The 24,418-nt window shown below is 58.7% G+C and carries 19 protein-coding genes; 5 read left to right on the top strand and 14 right to left on the bottom strand.

Annotation, left to right across the window (positions count from 1 at the left end; genetic code table 11):
* Nucleotides 1–62 precede the first annotated feature (62 nt).
* The 6 genes from VIL80_RS09105 to VIL80_RS09080 form a co-directional block, all read right to left on the bottom strand.
* The gene (locus VIL80_RS09105; protein ID WP_332035798.1) at nt 63–857 is read right to left on the bottom strand and encodes a MotA/TolQ/ExbB proton channel family protein; all 795 of its coding nucleotides are present in this window, start codon (nt 855–857) and stop codon (nt 63–65) included.
* Between the two features lie 92 nt (nt 858–949).
* Nucleotides 950–1,222, bottom strand: a complete 273-nt coding sequence (locus VIL80_RS09100; RefSeq protein ID WP_332035797.1) for a hypothetical protein — start codon at nt 1,220–1,222, stop codon at nt 950–952.
* Nucleotides 1,223–1,266: 44 nt separating this feature from the next.
* Nucleotides 1,267–3,357 (bottom strand): PEGA domain-containing protein, encoded by a 2,091-nt coding sequence (locus VIL80_RS09095; protein WP_332035796.1) that lies wholly within the window; start codon nt 3,355–3,357, stop codon nt 1,267–1,269.
* A 383-nt stretch (nt 3,358–3,740) separates the two neighbouring features.
* On the bottom strand, nt 3,741–5,315 hold the full coding sequence (locus tag VIL80_RS09090) for a tetratricopeptide repeat protein (protein ID WP_332035795.1): 1,575 nt from the start codon (nt 5,313–5,315) through the stop codon (nt 3,741–3,743).
* A gap of 99 nt (nt 5,316–5,414) precedes the next feature.
* Nucleotides 5,415–6,611 carry a hypothetical protein gene (locus tag VIL80_RS09085; protein ID WP_332035794.1) on the bottom strand — a complete coding sequence of 399 codons (1,197 nt, stop codon included), beginning with the start codon at nt 6,609–6,611 and terminating at the stop codon, nt 5,415–5,417.
* Between the two features lie 30 nt (nt 6,612–6,641).
* The gene (locus tag VIL80_RS09080; protein ID WP_332035793.1) at nt 6,642–7,115 is read right to left on the bottom strand and encodes a hypothetical protein; all 474 of its coding nucleotides are present in this window, start codon (nt 7,113–7,115) and stop codon (nt 6,642–6,644) included.
* Between the two features lie 10 nt (nt 7,116–7,125).
* On the opposite strand from VIL80_RS09080, the gene VIL80_RS09075 reads away from it, so the two are divergent.
* Nucleotides 7,126–7,836, top strand: a complete 711-nt coding sequence (locus tag VIL80_RS09075; protein WP_332035792.1) for a hypothetical protein — start codon at nt 7,126–7,128, stop codon at nt 7,834–7,836.
* Between the two features lie 337 nt (nt 7,837–8,173).
* On the opposite strand, the gene VIL80_RS09070 is transcribed toward VIL80_RS09075, so the two are convergent.
* Complete coding sequence (locus VIL80_RS09070; RefSeq protein ID WP_332035791.1) at nt 8,174–9,481, bottom strand: hypothetical protein; 1,308 nt, start codon at nt 9,479–9,481, stop codon at nt 8,174–8,176.
* A gap of 730 nt (nt 9,482–10,211) precedes the next feature.
* Here VIL80_RS09070 and VIL80_RS09065 point away from each other — a divergent pair.
* From VIL80_RS09065 to VIL80_RS09050, 4 genes are all read left to right on the top strand, one after another.
* On the top strand, nt 10,212–11,276 hold the full coding sequence (locus tag VIL80_RS09065) for a branched-chain amino acid aminotransferase (protein WP_332035790.1): 1,065 nt from the start codon (nt 10,212–10,214) through the stop codon (nt 11,274–11,276).
* Between the two features lie 497 nt (nt 11,277–11,773).
* Complete coding sequence (locus tag VIL80_RS09060) at nt 11,774–12,376, top strand: Yip1 family protein (RefSeq protein WP_332035789.1); 603 nt, start codon at nt 11,774–11,776, stop codon at nt 12,374–12,376.
* A gap of 434 nt (nt 12,377–12,810) precedes the next feature.
* Entirely contained in the window at nt 12,811–14,118 is a 1,308-nt protein-coding gene (locus tag VIL80_RS09055) for a parallel beta-helix domain-containing protein (RefSeq protein ID WP_332035788.1), read from the top strand.
* Complete coding sequence (locus VIL80_RS09050; RefSeq protein WP_332035787.1) at nt 14,111–15,229, top strand: SO2930 family diheme c-type cytochrome; 1,119 nt, start codon at nt 14,111–14,113, stop codon at nt 15,227–15,229. The genes VIL80_RS09055 and VIL80_RS09050 overlap by 8 nt, the downstream gene beginning before the upstream one ends.
* Nucleotides 15,230–15,331: 102 nt before the next feature.
* Here VIL80_RS09050 and VIL80_RS09045 read toward each other — a convergent pair whose 3' ends face one another.
* The 7 genes from VIL80_RS09045 to rsxB form a co-directional block, all read right to left on the bottom strand.
* On the bottom strand, nt 15,332–17,689 hold the full coding sequence (locus VIL80_RS09045; protein WP_332035786.1) for an MltF family protein: 2,358 nt from the start codon (nt 17,687–17,689) through the stop codon (nt 15,332–15,334).
* 287 nt (nt 17,690–17,976) lie between these two features.
* A complete protein-coding gene (locus tag VIL80_RS09040; protein ID WP_332035785.1) occupies nt 17,977–18,702 on the bottom strand; it encodes a TetR/AcrR family transcriptional regulator in 726 nt (241 codons plus the stop codon).
* A gap of 461 nt (nt 18,703–19,163) precedes the next feature.
* Nucleotides 19,164–19,877 (bottom strand): electron transport complex subunit E, encoded by a 714-nt coding sequence (rsxE, locus tag VIL80_RS09035; protein ID WP_332035784.1) that lies wholly within the window; start codon nt 19,875–19,877, stop codon nt 19,164–19,166.
* Nucleotides 19,877–20,560 carry an electron transport complex subunit RsxG gene (gene rsxG / locus VIL80_RS09030; protein ID WP_332035783.1) on the bottom strand — a complete coding sequence of 228 codons (684 nt, stop codon included), beginning with the start codon at nt 20,558–20,560 and terminating at the stop codon, nt 19,877–19,879. The genes rsxE and rsxG overlap by 1 nt, the downstream gene beginning before the upstream one ends.
* Nucleotides 20,560–21,612 (bottom strand): electron transport complex subunit RsxD, encoded by a 1,053-nt coding sequence (gene rsxD / locus VIL80_RS09025; RefSeq protein WP_332035782.1) that lies wholly within the window; start codon nt 21,610–21,612, stop codon nt 20,560–20,562. Before rsxD ends, rsxG begins: the two co-directional genes overlap by 1 nt.
* A 24-nt stretch (nt 21,613–21,636) precedes the next feature.
* Nucleotides 21,637–23,808, bottom strand: coding sequence for an electron transport complex subunit RsxC (rsxC, locus tag VIL80_RS09020; RefSeq protein WP_332035781.1), 2,172 nt, complete (start codon nt 23,806–23,808; stop codon nt 21,637–21,639).
* Entirely contained in the window at nt 23,805–24,413 is a 609-nt protein-coding gene (gene rsxB, locus VIL80_RS09015) for an electron transport complex subunit RsxB (protein ID WP_332035780.1), read from the bottom strand. Before rsxB ends, rsxC begins: the two co-directional genes overlap by 4 nt.
* Nucleotides 24,414–24,418: the final 5 nt, after the last annotated feature.

Below are 24,418 nucleotides of genomic sequence, written 5' to 3'. Positions count from 1 at the left end.
CCCCGGTTACCCGCCGATTATTCCATTCGTATACGCCCGGTACAGATATGACCGCTGGCCGATCAGCTCACCTTCAAAAAACGCAGTAATTTGTTGTCGCAGTAATTCTGGGTATCCAGCACCAGTCGCTCCTGCATCAGCTGCAGCTGGTGGGTGAAGAACATGATCACAATGCTGATCACCAGCGCGACAAATGTGGAGTTGAAGGCCACGCCCAGGCTCACGGTGACCCCGGCGATATCACCTTCCACCGCGCGGTGTGCCTGCGCCAGTGCTTCACCGATACCACGCACGGTGCCGATAAACCCAATGGAGGGAATGGCCCAGGTGATGTAACGCACCATCGCCAGTTCCGAATCCAGTCGGTCGCCCTCGGTTTCGCACACCTCTTTCACAGAGTTGGAAACGGCAGCCACATTGCGGGTAGAGCCGAAGCGCTGCAGTGCGGTGAGGAGTGCGCGAGGCAGCAGGAAGTTGCGCTCCTCTTCCGGCAAAGCCTGGATTGGCCGCGACAGGTCGCGTGCGTCTTCCGGCAGAATCGGTGTGCCTTCACTGACGTTCAGCAGCGCCTGGTCCAGCAGCTTGCGCTCGCGCATGCTGCGGCGCGCTTTCAGACCCATGATGGCCGTGGCCCACAGCATCAATACGAAGCAGGCTTCCTGTTCGTAGTCGCGCAACACGATGTACATGGAGCGCTGCTGAATATAGGTCTCCCCCGCCGCTTCCCGTGCCAGCTGTTCCTGGATCAGGGCGTCGGCGTTGGGGCGGATGATGGCCACGTAAATGGCGTGCACCAGAATGATGGCGCCGAGCAGCGCAAACAGCTGGAACATAAAATCTGATGACTTGAGTTTCATGGTTTTTCCCGCATTTTTTGTGGGGCCATTCCTTTGGCAAGGCCCGGGTATTACTCAGGTTTCCGCTGGATTCTTCGCGCGATGTGCTTCGGCTAGATATCCACCGGGTAGGAGACCGACAGATCCTCCGAGATTTCTTCTGTTGCTTCGTAGTTGTCCGCGCTCTGGGCGCTCTGTGCCTTGATGGTCGCGGGCGGCTTTTTGGTACTTACCGATGCCGGCTGCGCGCTGACGTTTTCTTCCTGCTTTTCCTGATCGGCTTCGGTACTTTCCGCGGCGGATTGAGCCAGCGCGCCCATAGAGAAACTGCACAGTAGTATCAGCGGCAGGGATTGCAGCACCGCGCTTGGTCTTTTCTGTTGCATACCTCAGCCTCGAAATTGTCCAGTTTTACTTGCCGTTGACGTTCTCAGTTGACCCAGCGGGCCACTCGGAAACCCACATCGTTGCGCGCTTCCGCACCGTAATCCCGGTACGCCAGGCGCAGCTCGGTCAGGCCTGCGTGCCGCCAGCTGGAGCCGCGCAGCACGTGGTAATCGCCATCCTGCGGCCCCACGGGGTTTTCCTCCGCCCTGGTGGATAGGCCGGTGCCAATGGTGTACAGATCGTGGATCCACTCGGAGACATTGCCGCCCATATCGAACAGGCCCAGGTGGTTGGGGCTGAAGCTCGCCACCGGTGCAGTGGCGGCGTAGTTGTCGTTATAAGTGCGCAGCACCGCGGGAATGATCTGTCCGGCACTGCTATCGGCGTAGTTGCCGGAATTTTTGCCCACCGGCAGCGCATCGCCCCAAGGGAATTTGCGCATGGCACCGCGATCGTAGCGCGCGGCCCAGGCCCACTCGGCTTCGGTAGGCATACGGTAGCCATTGGCGTTCACATCAAAGCCCACCACGCGGCCGCGCTCGGTGCGGTAAACCTCTTTCAGGCCGTCGCGCGCACTCAACCAGTTGCAGAAGAGGGCGGCGTCGTTCCAGCTGATGTTCACCACCGGCAGGTTGTCGTTATCCAGGCTGACACCGTTGGCGTGGCTGGAGCTGTGCATGCGCTGGTATTGGCGGTACTCGCGATTGGTGACCTCGGTAGTGCCCAGGTAAAACGGACGGGTGAGAGAAATCTTGCGCAACACCTCATTGGCCTGACGCCCCTGTTCGCGTCGCGACGAGCCCATGGTGAATTCCGAATTGGGCCGCATCAGCAGCATTTTGCCGCCTGCACCGTGGGTCATTTCGGCGGGCACGTTGCTCCAGCGCGCCTGCTCGCCGGTGAGCAGCACAGCGCGCACGCTCTGCTTCAGCTTGCTGGAGGGCACGATGGTGGTCTGGTAATCCTCATAGCCCGCCTTGCGCACGGTGATGGTGTGGCTGCGAGTGGGCAAGGCGAAGGTCTCGCCGGCGATGCCCGCCAGCCTGCCGTCGATAAACACCTGCGCTTCCGGCGGGCTGCTGGTGATGGTGACATCGCCGAACACTGCAGTGAGCTCCACATTCAGGTCGCGCAGGTCACCGGCACGCACATCCACGGAGTGTTCCACGGAGCTGTAGCCGTCGAGGAAAAAGCGCAGCTGGTGGCGGCGATTGGAAGAGAGTTCGACATCCATTGGTGCCCGACCGCGATATTCTCCATCAACGGTGATGCTCGCGCCGGGTGGATTGCTGACCACCCGCAGGGTGCCGTCGGCGGCGGCGAGATTGACGGTTTGCAGGGTCTGATCCACACCGGCGGTTACCGGCACGGGCACCTGTACGGTTTTGTAATCCGGCAGGGAAATATCGACGGTGCGATCGCCCTGTACCAGTTCCGCAGTCAGCGGTGTGGTACCTAGAATTCTTCCTTCCACGCTGACGGTGGCGCCGGCGGGATTGCTGGTAATGTGCACATTGGCCCAGGCCGGGCGCAGGCTGGCAGTGAGCGTCTGGGTATTGTCGAGGCCCTCAATTTCCACTTCCTTGCTGAAGGGCAGGTAGCGGTCGGTGAGTACGGTGATGCGCTTGCGGCCAGCGGGAATGGATTGGGCGAGGCCGTCGCTGCTGTCCACTTCAGTGCCGTTGACGAGAATGCGCACCGGCACTCGCGGTTCGGTGATGACTTGCAGGTGGCCGGGCAGGCGTTCAAGTTTGACGGCGTGGCGGCTGTTACTGTCGCTGCCGATTTCCACTTCACCGCTCTGTGGCAGGTAGCCGGTAGCGGAGATGGTGTAGCGATAGTTACCCGGCAGCACCAGATGTCCATCACCGAGGCGCAGCGCGAAGCCACTGACGGAGACATCGGCATCCGCCGGTTGGGTCTCAAAAATCAGCGAGCGTGCTACCAGCAGATAAACCAGTATCAGTGCACCGAGGCATAGACAGGTGACAACGGCGATGGCTTTGGGAGAGAGCAGCAGTTTGTTGCCACCTGTGGAAACCGGGGCAGGAATGAATCCGATCGGCTGGATGACGGAGGCATCTTCATTAGCCGGCTCACTGTCGCGAACGGGTACCGCTTCCTTGGCTGTCATTTATGGTTTCCTGTTACTGCGTATTTATTGATTTTTCCGCCGCTGCTGTCGCGCTGGCTTCCCTACCGTGCCGGTAGAGGGCAATTGGTCCAAAGACAGAGCCGCGCATTTCAGCTTAGTCCGCTCTGGCCCTGGCAGCCTCAGCGCCGGGTTTTTTGGCGTAGATTTTTCGGTTTTACCGACACCGGGACGACAATTTCGTCCATGGCGGGAGAGGGCCGTAACGCTTGTCTCCGGGGTAAATATTGGCGGTAGAACGCGACCGAAAAAGTGGGCGGGCAGTCAGATGAAATCTGCGGGCACCGCGGGCAGCAACATCAAAATCATCACGACTTCCAAGCCGTACATATTTTGATCTGCCCGCGCGGACAGGGTTTCAAGGATCAGGAATTATTGGCGCTGTTAATTTTCTCCGCGCACTGAATCGTAACCACGGGTGATTCAGAAGAGGGGTCGACGACAAATTCCTGGCGTACATCGCGATACCCATGGCGGGTTCCCACCGCGGTATAGCGGCCGGGTTTGAGCGCGATTTCTCGCTCGGAAAAATTCCCCAGCTTGCCGACGTGATAAATGGTCACGTGGGTGCTGGTGTCGGACTGCAATAAAACCGTAATGGGAATCAGCGATTTGGTCAGCGCGGTTTCCAGTTCGTCTACCTGCTTTTCCAGGCGAGGTGACTCCGCCTTGAGCGCGCGGGCATCCGCCAGTACCTTGCGCGCGTACTGGCTTCGCTTGCTCTGCCCAAGGGTGAGCGGATCGCTCAGCAATTCCTGCAGCTGGTCATCCAGTTTGGCGCGGGCGTCGGCGCGAGCCTTGCCGGTGATGGCTTCCACCAGGCTGCCATCCTGTTCGATCAACTTGCCGTACGCTTTTGCCGCCTGGTGCCACTGCTCTTGTGTTTCATGTTCCGAGGCGCTGGCAAACAGGCGGTCGAGGCGCGCCTTGGCGATACCATTTTCCGCCTGGGCAAGGCCCACGTCCGGATCATTGGCGGCGGGTTTCAATTTTTTTGCCTGATGAAATAATTCCCTGGCTTTGTCGTAATCGCCACTGGCGATCGCGGCATAGCCCGCAGACATGGCCTGGCTGTAATCCCGCTCCAGTATTGCCGCGTTCACTTTTGGTAACAGGACTTTCGCGGGTTCAGTATCGGCGTCGAGGGCCAGCGCCTTTTCCAGTGCCGACTTGGCGGTATCAAGGTCGTTTTCCGCAAACGCGTCTTTAGCGCTGGTCACGTGTGGCCAGACCTCCGGCAGCAGTGCCGCACGGGCCTTGCCTTTCACCCCGCGGGGATGATCTGCCGAAATCGTGAGCACCAGATCAAAGGCTTTGTTCGCCGCGGGACCGTCGCCGATATCCAGCGCGCTGTTGCCTTGTGCTAGGTGCTGTTCAATGCGCTCGGGGATACTGTCGCGCAACTGTTGCATACCGTTGAGCGCCTGGCGGTACTGTTGCAGGGCATCCATAAATTTGCGCTGACGGTAAATGCCGTCGGCTTGTTCCGCGAGCGTGCGCGCGGCGAAGTATTCTTCTGCGGCCCAGATCTCTACCTTGCGCTCAACCAACTCTTCCTGCAGCTGCAGGATTTCCTGCAGCACCTTTTGTACCTCACGGCGCTGCTGGGTGATTTCTGCTTCGGTGTAGGGGGATTCCTCTACCTTGGATGCGGCCTTTTGCGTGGTACTTGCCTGGGTTGAGGTGACTACGGACTTTATCGCTGGCTTTTCCACATATTGTGGCAATACCCAGATCACGCCGACCAGCGCCGCGACCATTCCGCCGCCCACTAAATAGGGGATCAAATTTGCCGAAGTGCGCGCGTTGGTGGATCTGGTGTTGCCCAGGCGGTCTGCCTTCGCATTCGCAGGCTTGTCGCTTTGTGGCTCGCCGCCGAAGGAGAAGTCGGCGGGCTTGATAAAGGATTCATCGTCCGATGATGGATCGCGGTATTGCATGATGTTCCGCACCGTTCGCTGTTATTTTCGGGCTGTCGGCAGTGGCCACTGATACATGCCCACTGCCGGCTGAGTGTGTTCAGAGACGTTCCCGGTGGATCAGATGTCGCTCATACCACCGGTTTCTACCTCATAGATTTCCTTCAGCAGTTCGCGCCACTGCTGGTACTGGTTTTCCACCGAGCCGGAAAGAGTCACGGTGCGATCTTCCAGTTCCACGATGCGCGGTTCCACTTCCGCTTCCATGGAGTCGCCCAGTTCCTGCAGGGCTTCAATGTGCATTTTGGCTTCCGCGCGACGGTCGAATCCGCTTTTTACCAGATAGCCGCCGCCCGCTACGGCCACATTGCCCGCCTGGCGCGCGGCGCCGCCCCCGGCGCCGGCAGCGGCAATACCACCGACAATCGCGGCCACGCCCATAATGGTGTTGTTGCGGGCCTTGCGTTTGAGTTCACGCATTTCCTTCACTTCTTCGTAACTCATGGCACGCCATTCCTGGTAGGGCGCTTCCATGGTTTTGACGAAAGTGCCGTAATAGCCCTGCAGGGTGTCCACGAAAAGATAGTCGCGCTCGCGGATCTGGCGCACGCGCATCAGCATCGGGTCATTGTCTGCAGGCAGTGCGGTGAGCTTGTAGATGCCCTTGTCGTCCTGCACCAGATAGCGTTCAAAGGCGGTGGGCGAAAAACTCTGTGCGAACTTGATTTCGGAAATGGTGCGCAATTCCGCGATGTACTGATCGGACAGCCCCTGGCGGTAAACCAGCATGTCGTTGGAGATGCGGTTGTAAATGCCCTGGAATGCATCGCCTTCTGTGGGATGTTTGCGGTCGTAGGCGTAGTGGGAGGCCTGCTCGGTATACTGCTTGCTAAACCATACCTGGCCGCGGGAGTCGGTAACCGTGACATCCACGGTTAAGGTCTCACCATCGGACTGCACGATTTTTCCTGTGACAGTAACGTCGATATTGGTGCGCGCACTGGGAATGACGCGCACAGCGCCCCAGCCCTGGCTGGATTGCACGGCTTCCGCGAGGGTGACGGCGATATAGCGGGATTCCGCGTGGCGCAGTTCCGGGAATACCAGATCGTCCTCTTCCAGTTCTTCCTCTTGGTCGAGGCCCGCATCGAACTGGATGATGCCTACATCCAGCAGGCGGTTTTCCGCGATGGAGGCGTCTTCTACCGTGAGCGGTGTATAGGCGGTGGTGCGCACCTCGGTGGTAGTGCAGCCGGCGAGAACCAGGAGGCCCAGCGTCAGGCTGCACAGGGTGCTGCGTGCGTGCGAGAAAAACATATCACTACTCTCCCTGATGATTCGTCATCTTCATTTCTGAGTCTTTTTATATTTCCGATACTCTTCCCAGAGTTTTTCCCGCAGCTCCGGGTCGGATTCGCGCGTGGCCGCCTCGCGAATCTGGCGTGCAACCACGTCGTCGTCATCGCCGGTGGGGATATCTGCGGGTACAACCGTTGCGGTATTGGTGTGGTCGAACTCGCCCTTGCGGCCCTTGGTGGGCAGACCGGGACCGGTTGCCTGTCCGCTGGAATTATTCTCCTCCGGACCGTCGCCGGGTTGACCGCCGCCAGGGGGCGGCGCAGGGGGTAGCGCACTTTCCGCGTCCGCTATCAGGTCTTCCAGGGATTCGCCGGGAGGCACTTCGTCCTCCGCGGATTCGTCCTCGGCGGAAGCGGGGCGGTTGCGCACGTAGTCCCGCTCGCGCAGGATCATGCCGTCGTACGTGGCCATGGTGGATTCGAAGCGTCCTTCCAGTTCCGCCACGCGCTCGGCGGAACTCATCGGCGCCTCGTTGGGTGCTCCGCCGCCGGCAGGAGGGCTGCCGGCGCTGGATGCACTGGCTGGTGCACCGCCACCGGATTGGCCGCCAGCGGCTGCGGTAGACTGGCCTCCACTCTGGCCGCCGCCCTGGGCACCCGCAGGAGAACTGCTGGATGGCGAGCTGCTGGAAGCACTGCTCGGGGCTCCGCTGGCAGAAGCGCTGCTGGCACTGCTGGACGATGAGCTGCTCGAAGAGCTTGAGGAAGAGCTCGAGGACGAGCTCGAAGAGGAACTGCTGCTTGCGGTCTGCTGCTCCTCTGAGAAATCGACCTCATCCGGCGGTTCACCCTCGCTTTTTGAAGAGGGATCCGGCGGCATGCGGGATTCCTCCGGGCGCTGGTCAGACTCGCTGTACACCGGTGTCGACGGGTTTCTGCTGGCGGTGGGCTCGCCATCACTACTGCTCTGGGAGCGGGACTGCCGTGCGGATTCCTCGCCGTTGCGGGAAGAGGACGTGCTGGACTGCTGGCTGGAACGGTCGCTGGAGTCGATGCTCGGGAACGAGCTATTCGGCTGCGCGCGGCTGCTCGCCGTGGACATGCTCGGGCTGCGACTGCTGCTCGGTGAGCTCGGCGAGGGCATGCTACTGGCCGTAGACGGGCTCGACTGCGACTGGCTGGAAGACGAGCTGGACGACTGCGACTGCGACTGTGATTGCGAAGAGCTGGACGATTGCGATTGAGACTGTTGCGGCTGCGCCGGAGGCTGCTGCTGTGTCTGCTGGTTTTTACAGCCACTGATGACCGCAGCCAGTACCACAACCGAGGCCAGGGTTTGCCAGCGCAGATGCTGCGAATGAATGGATGAATGGTTTAAGCGCTGGGCGATCTTCCGTAATGCCATGGGTCATCTCCTGATGCATTCACGGGCCGCGGCGAAATCGCAGCGGCCCGTTTCCTGTTCTTCGTTCGACAGTTTTTGTCTTTTCAGGTTTGCCCGGCAGAAATCATTTTCTGCCAGTTTTCACTGTACTCGTCAGACTCAAACCAACACCGCTACATCAGTCGAACACGATTGCTTTACTCAAAAACAAATTTCTGCACGATACCGGTGGTTTCCACTGGCTCGCCATTTTCAAACCGCGGGCGGAACTTGGCTTTCTGCAACACATTGCGCACCCGCGAGCGAATGCTGACCTTGTCTTCCGGTTTGGCACTGATGATGCGGATATTGCGCGCCTTGCCAAATGCGGTCACATCGTAGGAAACCGTAACGTAGGAGTTAGCCAACACCTCGCGATCCTCCTCCAGAAATGGCAGGGTCGGCAGCGCCGCTGGGCGCCCGAAAATTTCCTCGATTTCGCGGTTGGTGGCGCCGTTGTCCCACAGTGCCTGGTAGGCCTCGCCGTAGGTTTCGCGGGCGGAGTGCCATTTGTTGAACATCATGTACCAGTCCCCCAGTTCCACCTTGGCCTTGGCAGAGGCCGCCGGCGGTGATGCCGGGTTTTTCTGGTACACATCCATGATCTTGGTGATCGCGGTTTTACCGGAACTGAAGCTGTTCATGCGGTAGTGATCGAGCTGTGCACGCCGGTCCGGGCTGAGGTCGCCACCGCCAAAACTGGTATTGATGACCACGGCTTCCTGCGGCTCGCCATCGTAGGTGGCGAGGTAATAATTGGTGGCTTTGAGGCCGCGCAATGCATCCACAAGCCGCAGGTCATTGGCACCAAAGTTCTGTGAAATGATGTCCACCGCCAGCGCGTAAAGGTTGGTGGCGTTGATCAGGTGCTCGAACAGTGTCGTGCCCTGTTCATCAATGTATGCTTGCAGGTGCCAGCTGCTCAGCTGATTGATGATGGGCAGCATGCGCGGGTCTTTTTCCCCGTAATTTTTTGCATGCAGCCAGAACAGGTATTCCTGATTGTCGTTGGCTTCTTCCCATTGATTCAGGGCGATCTGGCTTTCGATCATGTGCTCGATCATTGGCACCTGATTCAGGGAGTAGAGTCCCTCGTTGACCCGGTTGATCAGCATGGCGCGACGGAACTGGGAAATAGCTTCCTCGTGTGCGCCACTGCGTTGCAGAGCTGTACCCAGCCCAGTCAATTGTTCATCAATACCGGCGCCGTAGGCACCGTATTCGGCTTCCATTTCCTCAATGCGATCGCGGTAATCATCGGCTGCTTTTGACGGACGCAGCTGCCGCTTGGGTTTTTCCAGTGGTTTGGAGGCGGCTTCTATATACGCCGCCGGAGGAGCCTTGGCATTGTTTACGGCAGAGTCGAGAGCGGAGATTTCCTCCGCCGCAACAGGGCCACACAGCAGAGCTGAGGCTGTAAACATCAAGCCGATAGCAATTGAGTTGCTGGTATCTGTCTGTGTCACGGTTGAACCACTTCCATTCCATGTTGTTCCAGACCCGCCGGCATCCGCTGGGCGGATGCGCGGTAAGCGCGAATTCCGTCGAATAGCCGGTGTTTATTCAGACGCAGGGCGTCTGCGGCAACCCCGGTTGCGCGGAACTTCTCTCCCTGAAGTGTGGTTCGTTCACTTTCCTGCCGGTTTCCCGGTGTGTTGTCGATATCGACACTGGGCTTTGGTGCCGAGAGACCTTTTCCGGCTGCACAATCTACAACCTGGCATCGGTTTCTCTTGCATTTGGCGAGCACCGCCCATGTATTTCTGAGTATAGCCAACGAATTTTCGCGCTTTACTTCCCCGCGTAGGGAAGGGCGCCATTGCGCGATAGGCCGGGAATACTTGTATTGCAGGTGGGGTGGCGATCGGTTCAGGGTTCATTGAGTCTGGCAGTCGCGAGGATGCGGGAAGGGCGATCTCACAAAAGCCGATGCCAATAATTTCTCCGGGGATGCAACGGGTGTCAGATGTGGGCGCGCGATTGCGCCGGTCGGGCTAGCTTGTGCGGTGGGCCTGTCTATTGTGATGCTGGGATTTTATCTATCCAGAGCGCTTCCCATCCTATTTTGCGGGTGAAATTGTTCGGGATATTGCTCACTAGCCTGCTTTGGTGGTTGGTGTGTTTGGATTGGCTAGGTTTTAAGGTCATAATTCGCGGGTTAGAGCGAAACTGTGCAATCTTCAGTGGGAGAGCTTTGTGAGCATAAAAATACAACCGGAAGCCATCGCCAGCCTGCGGGGATTTGAAATGCCGGAACGGCTGGGCTTCGGAACCGTTATGGCCCCGGTCATGTTCCGCGCCCGCTATCAGGACGGCCGCTGGAGTGACGGTGAGCTGATACCCTACGGCCCACTGGCGCTGGACCCCGCCGCCAAGGTCCTGCACTACGCGCAGTCCTGCTTTGAGGGGCTGAAGGCCTACCGTTGCGGCAGTGGTGTTGGGCTGTTCCGCCCGGAGCGCAACGCCGCGCGCATGGCGCACTCCGCACAGCGCCTGTGTATGCCACCGGTACCCGAAACGCTGTTTATGGACGCGGTGCGTGTTGTGGTGGCGCACTGTGCCGGCCTGGTGCCCGGCAACAGCGGTGAATCCCTTTATATACGCCCGTTCCTTATGGGGACCCAGCCGGATCTATCGGTCACGGCCAGCCGTGCCTACGAGTTCTACGTCATTGCCAGTCCGTCTGAAGCCTACCATCCCGGCAATATGCGTCTGTGGGTGGAGCGCGAAGACAGCCGCGCCGCGGTCGGCGGCACCGGTGATGCCAAGGTCGGGGGCAATTACGCGGCGTCCCTCCTGAGTATTTCCCAGCTCAGGGCGCGGGGGTACGACCAGTCCCTGTGGCTCAACCCGGGTAACCGCCGCACGGTCGACGAACTCTCGGGGATGAATTTCTTCGCCGTGATGGACGGCGCGTTGCACACCCCGGCGCTCAACGGCTCGATTCTGGAAGGGGTTACCCGGGAATCCCTGCTGACACTGGCTCGGGATCTGGGAATCGAAGTGCACGAACGTGAAATTGATATCGACGACCTGCTGAAGCTGGTGGCATCCGGCACCTGCAGCGAAGCCTTTGCCTGCGGTACCGCGGCCATCGTGAGCCCTATCAGTGAGCTGGGAGACAGCGAGCAGCGCTACCGCCTGGCGCAGGCGCCTGGACCGGTGGCGACACAGTTACGCCAGGCGTTACTGGATATCCAGGAAGGGCGGGCGGAAGACCGTTTCGGCTGGATGCAAATGGTGCAGGTAGCGAGGTTCTGACATTCATCCGCTCTTTTTCCTGTTGTGCGAGAAAAGTCTCGGCGGATTTTTTCCTCCCCCCGCTGATAATCGCGACGCCAAAATATGGTCGAGTGATTAGGTAGCACTCTTTGAAATGCGGTTGTTTCCATGGGAAACGGCCGCATTTTTATTTGGAGCTTTTACACCACCTTCGTTGACTTGCATGACCGAGGTGTTACAACTTTATGGAGCCCGGGAAACTCTGCTCAAAAGACTCGTAAAAGGGTCAATTGCGATGAGGTATTCGGAGCTGGTAGCCGCGCGAATCCGTGCGGAAAACAGTAAGCAGGCGTTTGAAAGCGCATACAAATAATAAACTGGAACTTTGGGAATGGCCTTTGGCGGTATTCCTCACTTTGACAAGTAGTATCCAGATCAATTTGAGACACAGGAGTCGAATCAGGACTGTGGCTCCATAAAAGGCTCTCCCCCACGGCCACAAGCCGTGAGGTTCCTCGCGAGTGAGGAGAATGGGAATGCTGAATCATCTCTACGGCCTGATGGTACAACCCCGCAGGCAATGGCAAGAAATTGCCGGTCTATCTGAAAAGGGACTCAACCGCCAGATCCCTTACGTCATTGTTCTCGCGCTGCTGCCGGCGCTCTGCTGGTATTTCGGCACCACGGAAATCGGCTGGAATATTGGCAGCGGTGGGCAAGTACGCACGCTGACCAGTAATAGCGCGCTGTCTCTGGTGGCGGTGTTCTATGTCACCATGATTCTGGCGGTGATTGCCGTCGGTTACTTTATCCACTGGATGGCAAAAACCTATGGGGCGCAAACCAACCCGATGAAGGGAATGGTCATCGCCGGGTTTACCGCAACACCGATTTTCATCGCCGGTGCCGCCGGTCTCTACCCGGTCCTGTGGCTGGATATCCTGCTGGCAACGTTAGCGGTCGCCTACGCCGTTTACCTGCTGTATGTGGGGATTCCCATCGTGATGAATGTCTCCGAGGAGCGAGGTTTCCTGTTTGCCAGTGCGGTGGTCACCGTATGCCTGGTGATGGCGGTGGTGGTGATGGTATCCACGGTGCTGTTCTGGAGCTTTGTGGCGGCGCCGGTTTTCCAGCACTGAAGCAATCATGCATTCCGCGGCGGACTGGTGAACCGCCGTCGCGATGAGCGCGTAACCCGCGCGGAGTTTGGCTCTGCGCGGGTTTTTATTTAGCCCTGTTACCGCTGAAAAGAACGCACACGAGCTTTTTTTGACTGGATTTGACCTTTGGGTCCGGCTCTCTTTGGTTAAAACGAGACAGAGTTCCGCTTTAGCTGTTGCTGCTTATATGACCATTGGATAGTATCCGGCCAGCGGCAACCGACATTTTTTGCGCCTCAAAACTGGTACATTCGTACCAAATAATACTGCAGGCACAACGATAGTCATGAATTGGCGTTCTAATCAGCGCTGGTTGGGGGCCCGGTTATGCCACGAATCCGGCCGCGGTCTGACCGGATGTGCTCGAAAAATAACTGTAAAAAAACAATCGAATAAGGAAAGCGGGAGAATCCATGAAAGCACCAGTCAAATTGGGTGTTGCGATAATTGCGGCGCTGGCGGCAGCCTGTTCCCAGGACAACGGCCGTAGCAGCGGCGCACCGGAAGCATCCGCGACGTCTGCGGACTTCCAGAAACAACTGCTCAAGCAGCTGATCCAGGCGCAGCCCGGTGACGTGATCGAAATTCCGGAAGGCCACTACCAGCTGAACCGCAGCCTGTCCCTGAATGTGGATGGCGTGACCATTCGCGGCGCCGGCATGGATAAAACCATTCTGTCCTTCAAAGACCAGATTCAGGGCGCAGAAGGCCTGCTGGTAAACGCCAGCGACTTCACCCTCGAGGATCTGGCCATTGAAGACACCATCGGCGATGCGCTGAAGGTGAACGAAGGCAAGAACATCATCATCCGCAATATCCGTGTGGAGTGGACCAACGGCCCGTCTACCGAGAACGGGGCCTACGGTATCTACCCGGTGCAGACCGAAAACACACTGCTTGAGGGCAATGTGGCCATCGGTGCATCCGACGCGGGCATCTATGTGGGCCAGTCGCGGAATGTGATCGTGCGCAACAACCGCGCCGAGTTCAACGTTGCCGGCATCGAGATTGAGAACACCATCGGCGCCGACGTGTATGACAACGTCGCCACCAACAACACTGGCGGTATCCTGGTATTCAACATGCCGAACCTGCCGCAGCCGGGCCATAGCACCCGCGTATACAACAACAAGATCTACAAGAACAACACCGAGAACTTCGGCCATGAGGGTACTCCGGTAGCCGCTGTGCCGGCGGGTTCCGGCGTGGTCATCAACTCCAACGACTACGTAGAAATTTTCAATAACGAAATTTCCGATAACGATACCGCCAACGTGATCGTCAGCAGCTACTTTGCCGCCGGTTACTACAGCGACAAGTCCACCCAGGAAAACTTCGACCCCTACCCGGAAGGTATCTACATCTACGACAACACCTTTACCGGTGGTGGTACCTCGCCCGACCACATGGAGCTGAAGGCACTGAAAATCGCCAAGTTCGGCCTGACCGGCAGCCTGCCTGACGTAATGTGGGATGGCGCAATCGACAGCAAGAAAATGGTCGACGGCAAACTGCCCGACGATCTGAAACTGTGCATCGAAAATGAAGGTGTTGGCATCATCAACGTCGATGTACTGAATAACTTCAAGAACATCACGACTGACATGACCGCACACCAGTGCAGCCTGAAAAAGCTGCCGCAGATCGTGCTCGACTTCGACAACAAACAGGAAGCACCTCAGGAAGAGCAACACGCCGGCAATGAGGTAACTGATGCGTAAGATCTATTGGGGCGCGGTGCTGGCCCTGATACTCGCGGGGTGCGGCGCACCCCGCGAGGCAGTCACCATTCACGAGCGCAACGCCATCCCGGATAACCTGAGCGACTGGCATGTGGTCGAGGCCATCGATGGCCAACTGACACTCAATGACCGGGTTACCCCTTACGACCTGAACACTGCGCTGTTTACCGACTATGCACACAAACTGCGTACTGTGTGGATGCCGGAAGGTTCCAGCGCCGCATACGGCGAGGACGATTTCGACTACCCGGTAGGGACCATCATCAGTAAAACCTTTTACTATCCGCTCGCGGCGGACGGTACTGTGCTGAAGACCGATGACTATTCGCAGGATTTCGCCGGTAGCGGACTCAACCTGAAAAAGGTCAAGCTGATTGAAACCCGCATGCTGGTGAAGCGAGCGGATGGCTGGCAGGCGCTTCCCTATGTGTGGAACGAGGCCCAGACCGATGCGGTACTGGAAATTGCCGGAGATGCAACGCGCCTGCAGTTGGTGAGCGAGGATGGCAGTAGCGAAGGTTTCACCTACGTGGTGCCGGATGCCAACCAATGTTCGGGCTGTCATGCGGATAATCACACCCAGAAGGCCACACGCCCCATTGGTCCCCGTGCCCGCCACCTGAACAAGGACTACGCCTACCAGAGCGGAACGGAAAACCAGTTGCTTTACTGGCAGCAGGTGGGTTACCTGAGCGGGCTGCCGGAGCTGGCGCAGGTTCCGCATAATGCGAACTACAGCGATACATCGGTACCCCTGCAGGAGCGCGCTCGCTCCTACCTGGATATCAACTGTGGTCACTGCCATAACCCCAAAGGGGCGGCGGATACCTCAGGTCTGATGTTGCACGTTGCCGAGCACGACGCGCGCCGCCTCGGCGTGTGCAAGCCGCCAGTGGCGGCGGGTACGGGCTCTGGCGATCGCCTGTTTGCCATTGTTCCCGGCAGTCCGGACAAATCCATCCTGAACTTCCGGGTGGAATCTACCGATCCGGGCGCGATGATGCCAGAGCTCGGTCGCAGCCTGGTACACAAAGAGGGTACCGAACTGCTCAAGGAGTGGATTGCCACTATGCCGGGCAATTGCAGCTGATCTCCTGATTTGTTTAAAGCCTTCGGCGGCGGTTCCCAACCGCCGCCAGCTTTCTCCCCCCAATCTATATTTTTCTATCCGGTTCCGGAAAGTTTCTCGCGTTTACTGCGTCACCGATACCTCGGCTCGGAACACTGCAGGATGGAATCCTGGATACAGTAAGTCGAGCAGACCACTGGTTTCATCCGCATTCCGGCGCTCGTAATCTTCCAGCAGTGCGACATAGGTGCGATAGCGCGCCTGAATCTTACGCACGTAATCGTAAGGTTCCTGCCCGCGGGCGTAGCCGAACCGGGCCTTCTGATAATATTTTTTTTCCGATAGCAGCAACATGGCATTTTCCACGTTGTCGAACCACACCCTGCGATCCCAGCCCTTTTCCTCTGCCAGATCCTGAGCATCGTACACATGCCCCAGCCCGGCGTTGTAGGCGGCGAGGGTAAACCACATCATGTTTTCGGGACTGATGTCCTTGTCTTCAAATTTCCGGTGCAGCCACTCGAGATACTTCATGCCCGCACGGACACTGGTCTCCGGATCGAACAGATTTTTTTCTCCGACCTGTTTACCGGTGTCCGGCATGACCTGCATCAATCCGCGCGCGCCCACCCAGGACTTGGCTTTGGGGTTGAAGGTGCTCTCCTGGAACATCTGCGCGACGACAAGGCGCCAGTCGAAGTCGAATTCCTCGGCGTATTTTTTGACGTGCTTGTCGAATGGAGAAATGGTGCCGTCGGCATTGAGTTCATTGATCTCCGGGCGTGTGCGTTGCGGAGAATCGAAATATTTTGTGTACAGAACCTTTTGCAGTTTCTTGGTGCTTTTGCGGTGGAAGAATTTTTCGATCTCTTTGAGTAGCTCGGGGTTGCTTTCGCGAACCATCCACGCGTAGGCGTTGTCATCCTGTTGCAGGTCTATCAACTCAACGACATTTTTTCGCCAGGCATTTTCCAGCTTGAGTGAAACATCATCGGCAATGGCAAGGTCGTATTCTTTGTCGGCAACCCGGTCAATGATCTGCTGAATGTTGAGTTCTTCTGGCGCCAGCTCTATTTTTACCCCAGGAACCTTCTTTTGGAGTTCCATTGCCACGTCGTAATGACTGCTGGACTTGCGCACGAAAATCGTGCGCCCCGCCAGATCCTCAAGACTCGCGATTTTGTCGTCGTCCCGCCCCACCACAACAACCCTTTCCTTCATATAGGGTGGGCCGAAAGCCATGCCGCTACTGATTCGTCTCTCGGTAATGGAAATAAGGCTTGCGGCAACGTCAGCCTTCCCATCTCTAAGCATGTTGAGAAGGTCCTCATGGGTGGGCGCCACTACGATTTCGAGCCGGAGTTTCAGCTCCTTGGCAAAGGCTTCAGCCAGCTCGAACTCGAAACCCATTATGCGGCCCTTCCACATGTAGTAGGTTCCGGGGTGATTTCTGGTGAGGAATCGGATATAGCCGCGTTCGCGGATTTTATCCAGGTCTCCAACCGACCTTTCGATGGAACGGCTCAATTTGCTGTGGCGGATAAAGTCGTTGACTGCATTGGCAAGCTCTGGGGAGTTCTTGCGCATTGCCCAGGCCATTTCACGCTCTTCCGGAAAGACATAGTTCTTTTGCAGATTGTCTTTGAATTGGGATACGAGATCGTAAATTTGCTGCTCAACCACGGTGAAATCCAGAAGCCCATCGGCTACCGCGATTACCAGTTCCACATAATTTCTTTCGGATACCTTGAATTCAAGGTCGGGGTACCTTTCTGCATACGCCCGTACGAGCGCTTCGTAAGCTGTGCCTTTGGTGACCTCCAGAGTCTTTCCTTTGAGGTCGGCCACGGCCGTGACGGGCTTAAAGTCTTTTCTCGAAACCAGGATGAAGTGTGTTTTTGCCGTCGGAGTCGAAAAATCAACCTGCTCTTTGCGGGATTCAGTTACCACCATGTTGTTGGCGATGATGTCTCCCTTTCCCTCTTTTAGCAGCGGTATGAGCTGGTCGAAGCTATTTGCGTAAAGCACAACGGGCTCCAGCCCCAGGTGCTCGGCCAGTCTCTTGGTCTCTTCCAGCTCTATGTCCTGCTGTGTTGCTTCACGATGCAGGGAGTCAACGTTGGCGATATCCACCAGTATTCGCAGTTTCCCCCGCTTTTTGATCGCGTCCAGGTCGCCAGTTTCTACGTAATTGTTGTAGGCATTAATCGGATATTCACCGCTGGTTTCCGGAGGCCATGCGGCTTCCGGGCGCACGTCGTCATTGTGCGCGGCATGCTGGCCTGCTTCCTCCGAAGTGCTGGTAACGTCCTCGGCGCTCGTACTGGATGAGGTGCCATTAGTGGCGTCAGTCTGCTCTGAGGCGTTTTCCGACGGGTTCACTTGTGTGGATGGTGACTGCGTATCTCGCTGGCAGGCCACGGTGACCGGAAGCAGAATGATTAGGCAACATAGCAGCCTGCGGAGTGCGAGAAAATCCATAGTACGTCTTCAAATACTTCCGATGTAAACCCTTTCAGTTTAGTTGCTCAACGCGCGGCCACAGTTCGGATCTGCGAGCGCAATCGGTGTATTTGCATGCCGTTAACGAAAAACACAGAGCAGGGAAGTTGGATTCAAGCGGATGTGGGGAGGTGAGCGGAGCTATAAAACCGCAATAATGGAGCGTCTAGGGAAGGCGGGGGCGAGAAGTGTTAACGGATATCGGCAATGCAGTCTGATCAATTGACTGCAGTTACCGATATCGCGGTTTCAGTGCACAGCGCAGCTTAGGCCGTTTGCATGTCCACCATTTGTTGTTCCTGGGGGCTTTCTTCCGCCCTGGCGGGAATCAGGCCCTTGATCATCATGGTGACGGCCCGCTCCAGCAGTGGGGACTCGATGGAAACGGCGCCGCAGAGCACCTGGAATTCCAGGTTCAGGATGGTGCCGTGCACGATCTGCGCGGCAGCGGCGGGGTCAGCCATTTGTAGCAGGTCGAAGAACTCCACGATCATGTTTTCCGTGGACTGGCTGGCCATGCGCACTGCGCGGGTCAGCTGTTCGTTGCGCAGCGCCTCATTCTTGAATGCCAGTTCCACCAGGCGATTGTCGCGGTTCGCCGCCTGGGCGCGAATGTGCGAGAGCACAAAGCGAGTCAGTTGCTGGATCAGTTGGCGGCGCCCTTCGGGGGAGGCCAGCTGCTCCGGAGTGAGCTGACGGGCCGCAGCGATACTTTCTTCCTGCAGGCCCCGGGTCTGATCAATATTCTGTTCCACAAAAAATGTGAATGCGTCACTGATCAGGTCGTTCAGATCCTTGAAGTAATAGGTGGTTGCAGCGAGAGGCACCGCGGCCTCCTTGGCAACGGCGCGGTGGCGGATTCCCCGGATGCCATCTTTTACAATGAGGCGCAGGGTGGCTTCGAGAATGGCTTTACGGCGCTGACGACTGTCGGCGCGTTGGGCTTTGCGCCCCTGATAGACCAGTTCAGACTTTCCATTGTCCAAAGTCATGGTGACGGTAGTTCCTTTGCGGCAGTGAGCGGAGTGCTATCGGCGATCAGGTAATACGAAATCCGGATAAAAATAGCGTGGTAATTAGGGTATGGGCGATATTGCCTGTACACAGTGTTCCGCTCTCGGTGGCTTGGGTCTTATATTTGTGGGAAGAGTCTAACGAATGTCGCGGACTCATTGCCATGAATAGATTCGACCGGCAAGCCATTCTGGAACGGCCGCGCTATTTTAGCGATGTGCAGGGCAGTGACCACCGCGGAATTCAGGTTTGTGAGGAAAATCCCATTACATTCCATTACAGCGAGTGATTCATTGAAGGATGCTTCGGAAAACTCTGGATTGGTAGGGCCTGGCGTGAAAATTGGTTTGGATGGCGAGAATTAATTGGTCATGAAAATGCCGGCACATTGGCCGGCATTTTGTGGGCGAAAAATTTAAAAAAATAGACGGAGGTCTAATTACTGAATTTTGCCGGTAGTCCTTACGCGCTTGCTGCCGGTCACTACCGTCGCCTGTGCCTTGCGGCGTTTTTCCGCGTTGGCGTCAATAGCATTTTTTGCCGCAATCAGCAGGCCGGCCACCAGAAACGCACCGGGTGGAAGAACCGCCACCAGAAAGCCGCTGTAATCCTGCCCCAGCACCGGCAGCGTCCAGTTGGCGGCCACCGGGCCGAGCAGCAGATCCATATCGCTGAACAGGGTGCCGCGACCGATTATTTCCCGTATCGCACCGATCACGATCAGCACTGCGCTGAAACCGGCGCCCATCATCAGGCCGTCCAGCAGCGAGGGCAGTACCGGATTTTTACTGGCAAACGCATCGGCGCGGCCGAGGATTGCACAGTTGGTCACGATCAGTGGAATGAATATTCCCAGCACCAGATACAGCTCGTAGGTGAATGCCTTCATCAACAGTTCGGCACAGGTCACGAAGGTGGCGATAATCATCACCGAGGCGGGCAGGCGCACGGTTTCCGGCATTTGATGGCGCAACAGTGATACCGCCAGGTTGGAGCAGGCGAGTACTGCGGTAGTGGCGAGACCGAGGCCGATGGCATTGACCACGGAGCCGGTGACCGCAAGCAGCGGACACAGGCCCAGCAGCTGCACCAGTGCGGGGTTGTTCTTCCACAGGCCGTTGTGGGTGATTTCGGAATAGCTCGGGGTGGCCATCAGTTATTTTCCCCCTCGGGCGCAGTTGGCTGCTCGACTTCCACCGCGCGCTTGGATACCGGCGCGCTGAAAATCACTTGTTGGTTTTCGGCGACAAAATCCAGCACCCTGCGCACCTGGTTCACCACCGCACGCGGGGTAATGGTGGCGCCGGTGAACTGATCGAAGGCGCCGCCGTCTTTCTGTACTTTCCACATATCACGGCTGGGATCCTTGAGGGACTTGCCGTTGAACTGCAGTATCCAGTCACTCTTCTTCACTTCCACCTTGTCGCCGAGGCCGGGGGTCTCGGCGTGGTTGGTGACCCGCACACCGGCGATGCTGCCGTCGCGGTTGACGCCCACCAGCATGCGGATCGGGCCGGAGTAACCATCGGGTGCCACGGTAGGAATGATCACCGCATCGATGGTGCCGTCGGCCTGGCGTGCCAGATTGATATCGCCGCCCTGTTTCAGCCCGAGCAACGCCCAGTACTGTTTGGGGATGGGGTAGGTATCCACCAGCAGGTCGTTACTGTGGCGGTCGATGGGGATGATCTCCAGCAGGGCTTTGGCGGAGGCCTCGCGCACAGCCCGCTCGATGGGCTCTTTGGTGGTGATCTGGGTGATGGCGAGGGTGCCGGCGGTGACCAGAGCGAACAGCGCCAGTACCGCGGCGTTTTTGCCGATGGAGCGTTTCAGCATCACTGCTCCTCCAGGTCGGTGGCCTTGCGTGCGGCCTTGTGGCCATAGGTGCGCGGCAGTGTGTAGTTGTCGATAAACGGCGCGGCAAAGTTCATTAGCAGTACTGCGAACGCCACCGCATCCGGGTAGGCGCCCCAGGCGCGAATCACGAATACCAGCAGGCCGACACCGGCACCAAAAATGAGCCGGCCCTTGTTGCTGGTACAGCCGCTCACCGGGTCGGTGACGATAAAGAACGCGCCGAGCATGGTGGCGCCGGAGAACAGGTGCAGCAGGGGGGAGCCCTCACTCAGGGAGCTGCCGCCGTCATAGAACATGACCGACAGTACCGCCAGGGTGGCGAGCATCGCCACCGGAGCGTGCCAGGTGATCAGGCGGCGGAACCACAGGAACAGGCCGCCGAGCAGGAAGCCGACATTGGCCATCTCCCAGCCGAGCCCCGCCAGGGTGCCTTTGTTGAACACCGGCTCCATCTCGTACAGCTGGGCGAGGATAGTGGACTGGTTGTGACGCACGATTTCCAGCGGTGTGGCACGGGTAAAGCCGTCCACGTTCATGTTGCCGAAGACCAGCGCGAAGGTCTCATCCAGGCCCGGCACACCCTGGATCAGTTCCGCCGGCCCGGCCCAGCGCGTCATTTCCACCGGGAAGCTGATCAGCAGAACCACGTAACCCACCATGGCGGGGTTGAACGGGTTGTAGCCCATGCCGCCATAGAGCTGCTTGGCGAGCACGATGGCGCTGATGCTGCCCACCACCGGAATCCACCAGGGGCAGTAGGGGGGCAGGGCGATACCCAGCAGCACCGCGGTGACCAGTGCACTGTAGTCCTTCAGGTAAAAACCTACCGGGCGATTGCGCAGCTTCATGACCGCCGCCTCGCTCGCCAGCGCGGTGACAATACACAGCGCAATGTTGATCAGTACGCCGGGCCCAAAGTAGATGACCAGCGCCAGGATGCCGGGAACGGTGGCGGCGGCCACCTGCAGCATCACCTTTGAGGTGCTCTGGCCTGAGTGGGCGTGGGGGGATGTGATTTGCATCAGGGACATGGTGTTTCTCTTTCTTCCCTCGCCTCAGTCCTGAGATCCGGCCTGTTGCTGTTTTTCCGCCAGCTTTTCCTGCAGCTTGCCGAGCGCAGTCTCAAACGCGGCGGTGTTGGGATCGTCTTCACTGCGGGCTTTTTGCAGCCGCGCCTCGGCTTTTTCCACCCGCGTTTTAAGCGCGTCGATTTCCGCGGCGAGCTTTTCCTGCGGGCTCATGCTGGCGCGGGCGGCGGCCGCGGCCTTGGCTCTTTCGATCGCGGCACCAGCGGCGGACGATGAGGCGCCGGCCACGGTAAGCTTGTCTTCAGTGATCGAAGGCGTTGGCGCACTTTCTGCCGCGGGATGCTGCTGCGCTGCGGGAGCCGTCGCTGACAGGCTTTCCGCTTCCGCAAGCTTGTCGCGGGCCTCCTTCAGTTTCAGTTCGGCGGTCTTCAGCTGGGCCTCCAGCTGCGCGCGCTGTGACTCATCCGCCTCGGCGACCTTTTGCTGCATCCGCTCCACCCGGTGCTCGGCACTGGTGAGGGTGCGCTGCGCGCGGGCCAGCTGCTGTTCCGGCGAGGCCTGCTTGGCCTTTACCCGTGCCAGCGCCGCGGCCACCACATCGGCCTCCTGTTTTGCCGCCTGCGCCTCCGGGCTACCGGCATTCTGCTCACGCAGCTTGCGGGCTTCCTCGGCGGCTTTCTTGCGCTCCAGGCGCTTGGCTTCCTTCTCCTGCTCCGCTCTTTCCATGCGCAGCTTGCGGTATTCGAAGCGCTCGCGTGCGCGGTCGGCCTTTTCCTTTTCCTGGCGCGCCTCGCGGATATCCCCCTTGGCGGCGCGGTAGTACTGCACCAGCGGAATACTGGAGGGGCACACATAGGAACAGGCGCCGCACTCGATGCAGTCGAACAGGTTGTAGGCCTGCAACTTGTCGCGGTCCTCCGCGCGTGCATACCAGTACAGCTGCTGTGGCAGCAGGCTCGCGGGGCATGCCTCCGCGCACAGGCCGCAGCGGATGCAGGCCTGGGCTGGCGGCGGTGGCGGCAGTTCTTTGTTGGTGGGGGCGAGAATGCAGTTGGTGGTCTTTACCACCGGCGCGGATTCATCCTCGATGGTGTAACCCATCATTGGCCCGCCGATCACAATGCGCTGGAGTTGTTTGCGGTCGATACCGTGGCATTCGAGGATATGGCGGATCGGGGTGCCAATTGGCACCTCGATATTGCGCTGGTGGGCCAGGGATTCCCCCACCACGGTGGTGACCCGGCTGATCAGCGGCTCGCCAAAGTGAATGGCGCGATATACCGCGCGGGCGGTGCCGACGTTCTGGCACACGATGCCCACGTTGGCCGGCAGGCCCTCGTTAGGCACTTCGCGGCCGGTGAGAATCTCGATCAGCTGTTTCTCGCCACCAGAAGGGTACTTGGTGGGAAACACCACCACGTGAAAGCGGGTGCCCTCGGCGGCCCGCTGCATCGCCTTAATTGCTTCCGGCTTGTTGTCCTCGATACCGATCAGTACCCGTTCCGGCTGGTCCAGCAGGTGAGCGAGTATTTCCACACCGGCGATGATCTCGTCGGCGTGCTCGCGCATCAGCATGTCGTCGGCGGTGATATAGGGCTCACACTCGGTGCCGTTGATGATCAGGGTGTCGATGGTCACGCCGCCGCGCGGATTCAGTTTCACCGCGGTGGGGAAGCCGGCGCCGCCCATGCCGGCGATACCGCAGTCGCGAATCTGCTCCAGCAGCTCGTCGGTGTCGCGGTTCCGGTAGTCCGCCAGCGGAGTGCGCGCACACCACTCATCGCGGCCATCGCTGCGGATCTGGATACAGTCCGCCACCATGCCGGAGGGATGCGGCACGGACATGGGCTCAATGGCGACCACCTTGCCGGACGTGGGCGCGTGCACCGGGCAGCTCACCGGGCCGTCGGCTTCGGCAATCTTCTGGCCCTTCAATACCAGGTCGCCCAGCTTCACCAGCGGGATGGCGGTGGCGCCGATGTGCTGGTTAAGGGGGACGATCAGATCTTCCGCCAGCGGAATTCTGCCGATAGGCTCACCGGTGGACTGGTGCTTGTTCTCCGGTGGGTGAACGCCACCGTGAAAGTCGTTGATTTTCAACTCGCGGGACAGGTCGCGGGCCTTTTCGCTTGCGATCAGGTGTGCTTCGCGGGCGGCACGGCGCTCGCTGGCGCTCAGTCGTTCGTCCACCTGGCTCATGCTGCACTCCGGTCATCGGCGTGCAGTTCGGGTCTGTCACTGGCGATCAATTGAATACCGTCTCTGGGTTTGTTCGGGTGCCAGCGCTGCAGGGTCATCTCCAGCGGCACCATATCGATACAGTCCACCGGGCAGGGCTCGACACACAGGTCGCAGCCGGTGCATTCGTCCACGATCACCGTGTGCATCTGCTTGGCGGCGCCAACGATGGCATCCACCGGGCAGGCCTGGATGCACTTGGTGCAGCCGATGCACTCCGCCTCACGGATAAACGCCACCTTTCTCACATCTTCCACCCCGTGCTCTGCGTCCAGCGGAATCGCTTCCACATCCAGCAGGTTGGCGAGCTCGTTGATGGTGGCCTGGCCGCCGGGAGGACACTTGTTGATGGCCTCGCCGTTGGCGATGGCCTCGGCGTAGGGACGGCAGCCCGGGTGGCCGCACTGGCCGCACTGGGTCTGGGGTAGCAGGGCGTCGATCTGGTCGACGATAGGGTCGCCCTCGACCTTGAAGCGCACTGCGGCAAAGCCCAGCAGGGCGCCGAACACCAGCGCCATACCGCCGAGAATCAGCAGCGGCGTGGAAACATCAGATAGCCAATCCATTGTTG

The sequence above is a fragment of the Microbulbifer sp. genome (genome assembly GCF_036563125.1).
GTDB lineage: Bacteria > Pseudomonadota > Gammaproteobacteria > Pseudomonadales > Cellvibrionaceae > Microbulbifer.
The sequence above is the reverse complement of the archived record's forward strand: the minus strand, read 5'-3'. Positions and strand labels throughout refer to the sequence as shown.